The sequence below is a fragment of the Bradyrhizobium sp. INPA03-11B genome, from assembly GCF_040446015.1.
Lineage (GTDB): Bacteria > Pseudomonadota > Alphaproteobacteria > Rhizobiales > Xanthobacteraceae > Bradyrhizobium > Bradyrhizobium macuxiense_A.
This window is the reverse complement of sequence record NZ_JASGSR010000185.1, coordinates 1-11,534: the sequence shown is the minus strand read 5'-3', so window position 1 is coordinate 11,534 and position 11,534 is coordinate 1. Positions and strand designations below refer to the sequence as shown.

The 11,534-nt window shown below is 64.4% G+C and carries 9 protein-coding genes and 1 pseudogene; 5 read left to right on the top strand and 5 right to left on the bottom strand.

Annotated features, from left to right (window positions below; all coding sequences use genetic code 11):
- Window positions 1–435: 435 nt before the first annotated feature.
- On the bottom strand, window positions 436–1,215 hold the full coding sequence (locus tag QMZ05_RS38510) for a class II aldolase/adducin family protein (protein ID WP_353705507.1): 780 nt from the start codon (window positions 1,213–1,215) through the stop codon (window positions 436–438).
- A gap of 169 nt (window positions 1,216–1,384) precedes the next feature.
- On the bottom strand, window positions 1,385–3,034 hold the full coding sequence (locus QMZ05_RS38505; protein WP_353705506.1) for a glycosyltransferase family 39 protein: 1,650 nt from the start codon (window positions 3,032–3,034) through the stop codon (window positions 1,385–1,387).
- A 339-nt stretch (window positions 3,035–3,373) separates the two neighbouring features.
- Here QMZ05_RS38505 and QMZ05_RS38500 point away from each other — a divergent pair, with 339 nt between their 5' ends.
- Together QMZ05_RS38500 and QMZ05_RS38495 are read left to right on the top strand one after the other, a co-directional pair.
- Window positions 3,374–4,252 carry a DUF308 domain-containing protein gene (locus tag QMZ05_RS38500; protein ID WP_353705505.1) on the top strand — a complete coding sequence of 293 codons (879 nt, stop codon included), beginning with the start codon at window positions 3,374–3,376 and terminating at the stop codon, window positions 4,250–4,252.
- 183 nt (window positions 4,253–4,435) lie between these two features.
- Window positions 4,436–4,849: a MucR family transcriptional regulator gene (locus QMZ05_RS38495; RefSeq protein ID WP_050420182.1), complete on the top strand. Its 414-nt coding sequence runs from the start codon at window positions 4,436–4,438 to the stop codon at window positions 4,847–4,849.
- 4 nt (window positions 4,850–4,853) lie between these two features.
- On the opposite strand, the gene QMZ05_RS38490 is transcribed toward QMZ05_RS38495, so the two are convergent.
- Window positions 4,854–5,285 (bottom strand): SufE family protein, encoded by a 432-nt coding sequence (locus tag QMZ05_RS38490; protein ID WP_353705504.1) that lies wholly within the window; start codon window positions 5,283–5,285, stop codon window positions 4,854–4,856.
- Window positions 5,286–5,428: 143 nt separating this feature from the next.
- A complete protein-coding gene (locus QMZ05_RS38485) occupies window positions 5,429–5,809 on the bottom strand; it encodes a DUF5330 domain-containing protein (protein ID WP_353705508.1) in 381 nt (126 codons plus the stop codon).
- Between the two features lie 432 nt (window positions 5,810–6,241).
- Here QMZ05_RS38485 and QMZ05_RS38480 point away from each other — a divergent pair, with 432 nt between their 5' ends.
- Window positions 6,242–8,053 carry an ATP-binding protein gene (locus QMZ05_RS38480; RefSeq protein ID WP_353705503.1) on the top strand — a complete coding sequence of 604 codons (1,812 nt, stop codon included), beginning with the start codon at window positions 6,242–6,244 and terminating at the stop codon, window positions 8,051–8,053.
- Complete coding sequence (locus tag QMZ05_RS38475; protein WP_353705502.1) at window positions 8,046–8,810, top strand: peptidoglycan-binding domain-containing protein; 765 nt, start codon at window positions 8,046–8,048, stop codon at window positions 8,808–8,810. The genes QMZ05_RS38480 and QMZ05_RS38475 overlap by 8 nt, the downstream gene beginning before the upstream one ends.
- A gap of 136 nt (window positions 8,811–8,946) precedes the next feature.
- Here the strand turns inward: QMZ05_RS38475 and QMZ05_RS38470 are convergent.
- Window positions 8,947–10,445, bottom strand: a pseudogene (locus QMZ05_RS38470) (MmgE/PrpD family protein).
- 427 nt (window positions 10,446–10,872) lie between these two features.
- Between QMZ05_RS38470 and QMZ05_RS38465 the strand changes: the two are divergent.
- Entirely contained in the window at window positions 10,873–11,217 is a 345-nt protein-coding gene (locus QMZ05_RS38465) for a DUF1491 family protein (RefSeq protein WP_353705501.1), read from the top strand.
- The last annotated feature ends 317 nt before the right edge of the window (window positions 11,218–11,534 follow it).

Sequence of the window (11,534 nt, the reverse complement as noted above, 5' to 3'; positions counted from 1 at the left end):
CGCGGCCGCTAACCGCGACAGGCCATTCCTCTCGGAATGCTCCGACGATAACCGATCGCGCTATTACAAGGATGGGTAGAGCGAAGCGAAACCCATCGCCCGGTTGTCGTTTCGATAAGCACCGAAAAATTTGGACCCGTCATCCTGAGGTGCTCGCGTAGCGAGCCTCGAAGGATGCGCGGCCCGGCCGGTGGCCGTGCATCCTTCGAGGCTCGCAAGAGCTCGCACCTCAGGATGACGGACAAGCGAGGAGCGCGCGATGACAGGCCCCGCGAAGTCCTGGACAGTCAATCCGCAGAGCCCCGGATTACGCTGCGCCGCATCCGGGCTACGGAGGAGAACCGCACGTAAAAACGCCGCCCGGAATTGGGCGGCGTTTTGATTCAGGTAGTGCAGAGGGTGTTGGCGGATAGCGTACCCGAAGATTGTGAAATTTCAATCACGGTAACCGGGATTGACCCGGTCGAGCTTGCGCAGCAGCGGCGGCCAGACCAGCTGGGTGGAGCGCAACTCGGCACGGTCGGGGTTGGACAGCAGCTCGGTGTTCTTGTCGATCGCGAGCTGGTCGACCGGATAGGCGATCGGTCCGAGCGCGCGGGTCGCCACCTGCATCGAGCAGGCGCGCTCCAAATGGTACATCCGCTCGAAGGCGGACGCGACCGAGCGGCCGACCGTCAGCGTGCCGTGATTGCGCAGCAGCATGTGGTTCTTGGTGCCGAGATCGCGCTGCAGGCGCGGGCGCTCGTCATGATCGAGCGCGATGCCTTCATAGTCGTGATAGGCGAGATCGTGGGTCACGAGTTGCGCGGTCTGGTTCAGCGGCAGCAGCCCGTCGGGGCCGCTCGACACCGCAGTGCCGTCGATCGTGTGCAGATGGAGCACGCAGCCGGCGTCCTCGCGCTCTTCGTGGATCGCCGAATGGATGGTGAAGCCGGCCGGGTTGATGCTGTACTCGCTCTGCGAAAGCTGGTTGCCGTCGAGGTCGACCTTGACCAGGCTCGACGCGGTGATCTCGTCGAACATCAGCCCGTAGGGATTGATCAGGAAGTGATGCTCGGGGCCGGGCACGCGGGCCGAGATGTGGGTATCGACCAGATCGTCCCAACCATAGAGCGCGACCAGCCGGTAACAGGCGGCGAGATTGATCCGCTGCTCCCATTCCGCCGCACTCATATTCGACGGCACTTCCTTCAGGCGTGCTTCCGCTGGCGACATGGCCGATTGCTCCGTTGATGGCTGTTTCCTGCGTCGAGCCTACCGTCGGCGCCGGATCGCGGCAAGGCAGCGTAACGGCGTGACAGTCATGTCAGCATGCGACGGCTGGTCCACGATCCGGGAGATCATGCTCCGGAAGTGGGCAGGAGCGTAACGGACGTGCTGCGCGCTACGGCGCCGGGATCGCCAGCAGGCTCGAGATGCTGCGGCCGCGGATGTCGTAGACGCGGGCGAACACCACATCGTCGCGCTTGATCTCGACCATCACGGGCGCGGCGAGACCCTTGCAGTAGAACTCGCCGAGCGTCATCGCGAAGTCGGCGGCATTGCTGTCCCAGCCGATCGTGAAGTCGGGCCCGAGCGCGACCTGCGCGGGGCGCTGCGGTCCGCACACGGCGACCTTCCACTTGCGGTTCTGGGGCGGCACTTCCTGCCGCTCCGCCAGCTGCTCGCGCAGCCCGTCGGAGGCCTGCTTCAGCGCCAGGCCCCAATAGTCCAGCATGAAGAAGTTGTCGGCGGTCCGCACCGTGCCGGCGATGTGGTTGAAGTGCGTGTATTGGTACGGATGCAGGCGGATCATTTCGCTGAGCGGCAGCAGCAGGCCGAACGCGAACACCGCGAGTGCCGCAGGCTGCCAGGCGCGGCGGTTCTCGCCGAGCCAGTCCATGCCGCGGGCGAATGCGACGCCGGCGAGCACCGCCATCGGCGGGATCACGAAAATGAAGTGGCGGATACCGTTGTAGAGCGCCGGCCGCTTCACCATTGCGATCACCAGCGGCAAGGTCGCCGCCAGCGTCAGCATCAGCATGATCGACTTGCGCTTCGCGGTCACATCGATGCGCGACAGCGACATGAAGGTGGTGACGACGGCCGCGGTCAGCAGCACCAGCATCACTTCGGGAAGCTGCAGCGCGAACAGCGTGGGCAGATAGGACCACGGCATGTCCGGCACCGACACCAGCGCGCCGTCGAACATCTCCTTCCACGGTTTCTCGAAGAAGTGCGAGAAGTAGGTCACCGCTTCCAGCGGATGCCCGGGCTCCATGATCGACCACGGCCAGATCAGGCCCATCACGAGATAGCCGAGAACAAGCCCCGGCAGCAGCACATAGACGACGTGGGCAAAACGATGGGTCGCCTCGCGCGCGCCCTGCTTGCGGAATTCCTCGATGAAGAGCGGGATGAAGCCGACCACGGCGTAGATCAGAGCGAGCCCGCCGAGGACGCGGCAGCCGATCGACAGGCCAGCCCCCAGGCCCACGATCAGGATCGTGCGCGGCGAGGGCGCCGGATATTCCTCGATCAGGCGGACGAGACCCAGGATCAGGACGATCATCGCCACGGCGAACGGCGCATCCTTCGGGTTCATGAACATGTGGCCGTAGAAGGTCGGGCACAGCGCCAGCAGCAGCAACGCAGCCAGTCCCGCCAGCGGGCCGCCGACGCGGCGCGCCAGCCGCCAGGTTACCGCGAGGCCGATGACGCCGACGACCGCGCCGAGCAGGCGGCGCGTCTCGAACAATTCGAGCGGAATGACCTTGTGCAGCAGGGCCGCAGCCATATCGAAGCCGCCGCCGTACATATAGAGGTTGGCGAACGACAGCGCGCCGGTGTCCTTGAACCCGGACCCGTACATGCGCAGCAGGAGGTCGGCATATTCTGCGTGGGTGTAATCGTCCCAGCCCAGGCCGTAGTCGCGGAAAGTGAGGCCGGCGACCACGGCGACGACGCCGAGGACGAGGAATGCGAGATCGTCGCAGGTCTTCTCCACGGAGCGCCGCGCAGGCGCCTCGATGGCAGACGTCGTAATCGATGACATAGCTAGTGGTACCGGCGTGCCTGTGGCCCAGTTTGGCGCTTTAGGGCCTCATTCCCCGGCATCCATAGCGCAGTTCCGTTTCCGAGTAATTGGTAATTGTGGCGTAATTTCCCAGATGCGTTGCAATAAATTGGCAGCAATTCGTAGCCAGTAAATCTACGGAAGCAGGGCGCCGACGCCGTTAGGTGTGGCCGCGAGAAAGGCGCGTGCCCACGCGGTTAAGCGGGATTTTAGGGAACTCTGTCTACAATTGGCGGTTGGCGGTGTGGGCAATATGACGGTATCGTGGCGTTGGTGGCCCGCACCCATTTTCGGTTGGGTCTCCCGGGGGTTAGTTCGATGAAGGTTGGTCTGTTGGTCGTCGGCGCGGGCCTGGTCGTGGCGGGCTTGGCGGCGGTCGGCTTGGGAATCCCCTACAAGGAATTCAGCGTCGGCGGCACCTTGATCATGACAGGCGTGACCGGCGTGTGCACGGGCGCGATCGTGCTGGCGCTTGCCGCCGTGGTTGGGGAACTGCAAATCATCGCCGCGCGGCTCGAGCCCGGTGCCGCGGATGCCAGGGTTGAGGTTCCGCCTGCAACTTCCCCGCGCAATGCCCCTGACGATGCGGTGTTCCCGCCGCCGCGCGAGCCGAAGGTCGCCGCACCCCCGCCGGCCGCGCCAGCGGCTGCAGCCCCGCCGCCCTGGCACGACGAACTTGCCCCGCGCGCCGCGTCCGCCGAGGCCCCGCCGCCCGCGCCGGGCGCAGCGCCCGCGGATGGCAGCGCGCCGCCGAAGCGGCGCAACCTGCTGTTCTCCTCCTCGCGCAAGGAGCGTGAGCGGTCCGAGACACGGGCCGCCGAGCCGCTGACGCCGGATCTGCTGTCGCCGGAACTGCGTCCGGGCCCGGCCGCCGCGGCAGACCCCTCGCCTGCAACATTCGACGATGCGTGGCCGAAGGCCGATCGGCCGAGATCGGTCGACGTCGCCCCGCGGCGTGGCCCACGGGCGCCGTCGACCTTCGGCGAGGCGCAGTCGGCGGCCGCGTCGTCGCCGTCATCAGGCCATCCGCCGCCGCCACAGGAGCAGCCCCCGGTGACCGTGCTCAAATCGGGCGTCGTCGACGGCATGGCCTATTCGCTCTATTCGGACGGATCGATCGAGGCGCAAATGCCCGAGGGCATGATGCGGTTTGCCTCGATCGACGAGCTCCGCTCGCATCTGGAGCAAAGGCCGTAGATCTACGGCAATACTTGCGAACGGCCGGCCCGAAGTCTAAAACACGGCAGTTCTTGTCAGATTTCCTGTAATCCGCTCATATTCGCGAAGTAGTGCGCGATTCTGTTGATGTATTGTCGCGCGCGGATACTGCCCGAACGGCGTGCGGCGCCGCGCCGTCGAGAGCACGGGGAAGGTTGAGCCATGTCCGATACGTCAGGCAAAACGCCGGTCGAACTGACCGCCAACATCGTTTCGGCCTATCTCAGCAACAATCCGACGCCGGCCTCGGACATTCCGAACCTGATCGGTCAGGTCCATGCCGCGCTGCTGCGCGTGTCGAGCGGGCGCAGCGATATGCCGAGCGAGCCGGCCAAGCCTGCGGTGTCGATGAAGAAGTCGATCACGCCGGAATATCTGGTGTGTCTCGAGGACGGCAAGCGCTTCAAGTCGCTCAAGCGCCATCTGCGCACCCAGTACAACATGACCCCGGAGCAGTATCGCGACAAATGGGGGCTGCCGGCCGACTATCCGATGGTGGCGCCGAACTACGCGGTGGCGCGATCGCAACTCGCCAAGAAGATGGGACTTGGCCAGCAGGCGCGGAAGCGGAAATAACAGCTTACGCGGCGGACGCCAGCGCCTCACGCGCATCGTTGCGGATGCGATCGACCATCGAGCGCAGGCCGTTGGAGCGCTGCGGCGTCAGATGGTCGCGGAAGCCGAATTCGTCGAACAGCGCCAGCGCGTCGGTGTCGAGGATTTGCTTCGGCGAGTGCCCGGAGAACAGCGTCAGCACGATTGCGACCAGGCCGCGCACGATGTGGGCGTCGCTGTCGCCGATATAGATCAGGCGCGGTTCGCCGTTGGCATCGCGCTCGACCCGCTTCGACAGCCAGACCTGGCTGACGCAGCCCTGCACCTTGTTCTCGGCCGAGTGCTCCGCCTCAGACAACGGTTCAAGGGTGCGGCCGAGCTCGATGACGTAGCGGTAACGGTCGTCCCACTCGTCCAGCAGCGCAAAATTGTCCCTGATTTCGTCGATCGTCGTCATCGTGGCCCACGTCCTGTCCTTAACGGCTTATATAGGAAGGCGGGCCGCGAAAGCGACGAAAATGGAACCGGTTCCCTGCGGTTTTGACGTGTTTTCTTCACGCGAACCGGCGCCACTTTGCTCGAAAGGGCGCTGGTTTGCGCTCACGGCATCGGCGGCAGGCGGAATTCGATGGTCTGGTCGTCTGCGGTCAGCGTGTCGCGGGAGGCGGAGGCAGAATCGGCATCGTCCTTGCCGATCGAGCCGGTGTGATCGGGCGGCTTCTTGTCGGTGATCATCTGGTAGAGCTTGCGCGCACCGTCGGTTGCGCGCTGGCCGATCGCGGTCGCGGCCTGGCCGCCGACTTCGCAGGCCGACGGCTGACGCTTGCAGAACTGACCCATGTCGCTGATCGTCGCGGTCGCGGCCGACACCGCGTCCGATGCGCTGATCTGCGGCGTCTTGTCCGCTTCAGGAGTTTTGTCTCTCGGCAGCAGCACGAGCACAAGCCCGAGCCAGAATGCCAAACGCAGCAGGAAGAACATGGCGCGATCCCGGTCGTCTATCTTGTCTTGCTTCTTCGCGGTCGATGCCGCTGTTTGCCTCAGAGTTAGCATCGGTCGATAAATCGGAAGTATCTGCATTGAAGTAAATCCGCCGAAAAATCGCGGAAAATTCGCCTGAATTGATTCGCCGTAAATATTCGATTGATGGCGGCTTTTGGCTGCCCGAGACGCAGGCTGCGCCGCGTCCACCATTTCGAAACCATAGATCGTCGCACCCGGAAACCAGCCGTTCACCATCCCCGACAAATGACCGGTGAATGGCAGCCTCGAAGCCTCGTCAATGCACCGTGTTTGGCAGTGGGCCACCGCGCCTTAGCGTTCGCTTAAGTTCGCTCTGACACGTTGACCTGCAATCACGAAGGAGGCGTTCCGGCGCGTCTGTCTTGACGATTGAGCCGAAGCGCGAGTGCTGTGAGTAGTTTGAGTCTGATCCGCGATTGCCTGGATGCGCTGCTGCATCCGTCGGCGCAATATGATGCGCTGACGCGTGCGCGCCATCGTGCCTTCATGGCGCCGCGGCTGCTCGGCAGCCTGGCGGCGCTGGCTTCGTTCCCGGCCTTTCTGGCGATGCGCGGCGCGCCGACGGCGATCGAGGTCGCGGCGTTCGCCTGGCTGATCGCGCCGATCCTGCTGTCCTGGTTCCTGTCGCGCACCGGCCGCTACGAGGGCGCCCATGTGCTGTCGTCGCTGGCGCTCGCCGGTCTCGTGATGATGATCGCCGCGACCACCGGCGGCATCGCGTCGTTCGCCGCGGTGTGGCTCGTCGTGATTCCGATCGAGGCCGCGCTGTCGGCCTCGCGGCGCGTGGTGGCGTTTGCGTTTGCGCTGGCGATGATCTGCGCGGCGCTGCTGAGCGTGCTGGCGCATTATCACGTGCTGCCGGCCGTCGATCCCGCGGTGGCGTCGAACGGCACGCTGGTCGGTTTCGGCGTGGTGTCGGCGATCTTCTATGCGGCCGGGCTCGCCTTCGGCGCGGAATCGCTGGCGCGCACCAGCGTGGCGCTGCTTTATGTCGAGGAAGAGCGCTACCGCCTGCTCGCGCATAACATGAGCGACGTTCTGTCGCGACACAGCCGCAACGGCGCGGTGCGCTTCATTTCGCCCACGGCCGAGATCATGCTCGGCGTGCCGGCGTCGCGGCTGTCGGGCCACGGCCTGTTCGATCGCGTTCATGTCGCCGATCGCCCGGCCTATCTCACCGCGCTGTCGGACGCCGCGCGCGGCGAATCCCGCAGCGTCGAGTTCCGGGTGCGCCGCGACGGTGCGCGCGGCGAGGCTGCCGGCGAATTCATCTGGGTCGAGATGCGCTGCCGCGCGCTCGACCAGACCTCGGCCGACGCGGAAGTCGTCGCCGTGATGCGCGACGTGACCGATCGCAAGGTGCAGGAGCAAGCGCTCGAGCAGGCGCGCAACGCGGCCGAACAGGCCGACGCCTCGAAGACGCGCTTCCTCGCCACCATGAGCCACGAACTGCGCACCCCGCTCAACGCCATCATCGGCTTCTCCGAGATGATCGCGCAGGAAGACGTGCTCGGGCTCGACGCGGCCCGCCGCAAGGAATACGCCCAGCTCATCAACGACTCCGGGCAGCATCTGCTGTCCGTCGTCAACGGCATCCTCGACATGTCGAAGATGGAGTCCGGTAATTTCGAGATCTCGCCGGAGCCGTTCGCGCCGCGGCCGGCGCTGCTCAATTGCTGCAACCTGGTGGCGTTGAAGGCGCGCGAGAGCGGCGTCGACCTCGTCACCCGCGTGGGCGACGACCTGCCGGTCGTGAACGGCGATCCGCGCGCGTTCAAGCAGATCGTGCTCAATCTGGTTTCCAACGCCATCAAGTTCACCGAGCGCGGCGGCAAGGTGACCGTGTCGGCCGGCGTCGAGGGCTCGCGGCTCTTGCTGCGGGTCTCGGACACCGGCGTCGGCATCGCCGCCGACGATCTCAAGCGGATCGGCGATCCGTTCTTCCAGGCCGGCAAGACCTATCAGCGCCGCCACGAGGGAACGGGCCTTGGCCTGTCGATCGTCAAGGGGCTGGTCGGCCTGCATCACGGCGAGATGAATGTGGAGAGCAAGGTGGGCGAGGGCACCATCGTGTCGGTCGCGCTGCCGCTGGCGTTCACCCCGCCGGCCGCCGTCGAGCCGTCCAGCAATGTCTCGACCCTGAAGCCCGCGCTGCGATCCGGTCTCCAAGAGCAAACCCATCAGGTGAAGAAGAGTGCCTAGACAGACTTTGGATGATGACGAAACGCCGCGCCGTCGCCGCGGCGCCAAGGCAGTAGCCATCGCGGCCGAGGAAGAGCGCGGCCTCGTCCTGCGCCTGCTGCTGCACAGTCCGAAGGATCTGGTTGCCGGCGTACTGGCGACGTCTGCCATCGTTGCGATCCTGATCAATGCGCTGTTCCTGCAGGCTGGCCGTCATCCGTCGCCGATGTTCGGCGGTTCGGTGGTGATGCTGCCGCCGCCGGCCCCGGCTGCCGCGGTCACCAGCCCAATGCCGCGCCCGCGTCCCGCCGAGGCTGCCGCCCGGTCGGTCGAGCCGGCCGCCATGGAGCCGCCGAGGCCGGTCGACGTGAAGCCGGTGGAGACCAGGCCGGCCGAGACCAGGTCCGTTGAAGCCAAGCCGGAACCGAAGCCGGTTGAAGCCAAGCCGGTCGATCCGATGGCCAACCTGGTGCTGAAGTCGACCGCCGCGCCGCCGGCGGCCGCACCGTCCCCGGCCGCCGCGCCGTCCAGCGTCATTCGTCCGCCGGCGCCGATCCCGACCCAGCATCTGAGCCCGGCCGGCAAACGCATCGCCGCGGTCCAGCGCACGCTGACCGAATATGGCTACGGCCAGCTCAAGCCGACCGGCACGATCGGTGCCGACACCCAGCACGCGATCGCGAAGTTCGAGCGCGCACGCAAGCTGCCGGTGACCGGCCAGATGTCCGATCGTCTGGTGCGCGAGCTCGGCACCATGATCGGGCATTCGATCGATTAAGCCGTGCACCTACCCGATGGCGTGACTCGAAGAAGGCTACGCCCGGATTGCCCCAATAGCGACCAAGTTCGTGCGGCAGCAAATATGTCGCGACGGGCCAAACTCGGCAGTCCGCCAATCGGCGGTCTCATTTGGTTCACGCCGGATTTTGCTTTCCCGGTCCTCTGAGTGCCCTTGTCAAATCTTGGATATCCTTGAGATCTTCGAGACCATCGACGAGTGACATGATGCGTTCTGCAGCAGCTTTACCGACGACTGGCACGGCAAAGTTCATGAATTTCCGTTCAAGCGACGATCGCGAGAGCGGGCGTTGCGCATCACCTTCAGGGATCTCCACGGTCTCGCGCTCGGACTGACCGTCTGCGAATAGAATCTCGACGCTTGCGCCGCGCCCTTGGGCAGTCTCGCAATAAGCGACTCTGCGGGCTTCACGGAGGTCTTCTCCACCAAAGCCATCACGTCCCGTCCTTGCCAGCGATCCTTCTCGAATTGCGAGACTGTCACATCACCGTCGAGAATAGCCATGGCAAGGCAAACTGGAAGGCTGTGATCTGCGGTACCATTTGTCTGCGGCCGGAACTTCGAGGGATCCGCAACGCGCTCGATGATCCCGGGATAGGTCTCAACCGTGATCGTCCGTATATCTTGCGTTCGACCTTTGATCCGTGTGGAAAGTGATGCGCCAGCTTCGGCCACAGCCTGCAGTTCGATCTGAACAGGAAAGCGCTTGAATGCCACGCGAGGCAGCCGGTATCGGGCAAGTTCGAGATCGACGGCAAACCCCTCCTTCACAGGTTTCATCTTCGACGCCAGCCATTCCAGCGTGCCGGATGGGCCGGTAAAGCCCTGCGCGGCAAGGCGCGTTACAAATACGCCATCAGCCGCGGTTGCCGCGAGCCCCATGGCTTTCATCATGCTGATAGCGCCACTGTTGACGACAAAACTCGTGAATCCACGAGCACCTGATATTCCCACCGCGTTTGCGATCGCTTCCCTTGGGAGTCCCCAGACCTTGCCCGCAATCAGAGGGATGCCATACGAGGCTGCACACAACGGATGGAAGCCGCGCTCGAGAAAGGAGATGGCATCATTCACGCGCGTGCTGGCCTCATAGCCGACCACCATCGCCTCGATCAGATCGCGGCCGCTTCGCCCGCGCTCTTCGCAGAGCGCAAGCGCTGTCGGAAGCACCTCGCTTGGATGAAGCGGCTCGGTACCGATGTAGGTATCGTTCATATCGAGTGAGCGGACGAGGACTCCGTTCACGAACAGCGCACCTTCTACGGTCGCGCTTCGCGGATAGCCGATCACGGTTGCTGCATTGCCATCCCCGAATGTTTTCCGGATGGTCGTCTCGGCGATGTTTGCGGGCTCTGACCCGACAGATCCGAACGCGCAGCCGAGTGTATCGAGAAGCACGCGCTTGGCCGAAGCGATCACATCTGGCGGGAGAGCTTCATATCGGATCGCAAGCGCAAATTCTGCAAATTGCTGTTCGAGAGTAGCTCTCTGGTCGTCTACGTTTCTGGCGGCAAGTGCCGGGCCGACCAAACGATAACTACCGGGCCAGACGCTGCCAACGAGACTTGCCGAAACGGCAATCGTGGTTCGCCCCAAGAAATCTCGGCGCTTCATGAATGTCTCCATTATGAAAACCGGGCGACAGTAGCGAGCGCAAATATGAAGATTGTCGAACTATTGTAACGAGGCGCAGCGACGCCCGACCAACGCACCTCCCAGCCTCGTTGACGTCGATCGGAGTATCGGAGAAGTACGCCTGTTCTGGAAGGCTATCAATGTTGGTTCGGGTCATTGAATCGCGCGGGCGATGGGTTCATGGCAACCTCCGTGCATCATCGCCGATGGTCCACAAAACCGGCTGCACAAAGGCTTGGTTGGCCGCGTATTCGCTGCAAGTGGGTTCAACCCTTCCCGTGGACCCGGGCGCGGCTTGCACCGCAGCTGCAAGGATATGAGCGACGATTGTGTCGGTCAACCCGCGCAGCGTGACGACATCTGTGACAATTGGACGTGGCCGCGCTGCTGGCCTATAGGTCGGCGCATGCGATTGAAAACCAGTATTTGGGTTGCGGCCTATCTGCGCCGCTGCCAGACCGAAGGCGTGTTCGGTGCGGTCCGCAAGAAGGGCGCCGAGGAGGCCGGTGCCGTGTTCGTCAAGGTGGCGCTGATGGACGGCAACGCGATGCTGTATGCGCCGGCGCCGCAGACGGTCTATGACGACAGCCGTCCGGTCGAACGGCTGTTCGTGCCGACGGCGCCGCAGCCGGTATCCGAACCGTCAGTCGAGGAGCGATTGATCAAGGAACTGCGCTTCGATCCCGATGCCTGGATCGTCGAGACCGAAGACCGTGCCGGGCGGCACTTTCTCGATCTGGCGAAGAGCTAGGGCGCAACCTCGGCTGCTTGGGAAGCAAGCGCATTTGATGTCCGCTTGCTCCACAACGGCCGCGCAAATCCCGACATTCAACGACTTCGGGGTCGGACCAGATCCGGACACGACCGCCGCGCCCCCGAGACCGCGCGGCGTGGCCAGGCGAAGCGCGGCCGGTCGGAGCGGTGCGCCGATGCACAGCCGTTGTCGAGCATTGCGCAGTCCCGTTCGGCAGTCCGCGACCCTAGGTACGCTGCCAAGGGCCGAGCCGGTGAGCGCATCCGCGTGAGTCGGCCGGCGCGTCCCTGATAACCAAACGAGCGAAACGCCTG

Bases quoted from the DNA above. Each gene is read 5' to 3' on its own strand.
- QMZ05_RS38510 (WP_353705507.1), bottom strand. From the start codon at position 1,215: ATGTCGCCAGCGGAAGCACGCCTGAAGGAAGTGCCGTCGAATATGAGT.
- QMZ05_RS38505 (WP_353705506.1), bottom strand. From the start codon at position 3,034: ATGTCATCGATTACGACGTCTGCCATCGAGGCGCCTGCGCGGCGCTCC.
- QMZ05_RS38500 (WP_353705505.1), top strand. From the start codon at position 3,374: ATGAAGGTTGGTCTGTTGGTCGTCGGCGCGGGCCTGGTCGTGGCGGGC.
- QMZ05_RS38495 (WP_050420182.1), top strand. From the start codon at position 4,436: ATGTCCGATACGTCAGGCAAAACGCCGGTCGAACTGACCGCCAACATC.
- QMZ05_RS38490 (WP_353705504.1), bottom strand. From the start codon at position 5,285: ATGACGACGATCGACGAAATCAGGGACAATTTTGCGCTGCTGGACGAG.
- QMZ05_RS38485 (WP_353705508.1), bottom strand. From the start codon at position 5,809: ATGTTCTTCCTGCTGCGTTTGGCATTCTGGCTCGGGCTTGTGCTCGTG.
- QMZ05_RS38465 (WP_353705501.1), top strand. From the start codon at position 10,873: ATGCGATTGAAAACCAGTATTTGGGTTGCGGCCTATCTGCGCCGCTGC.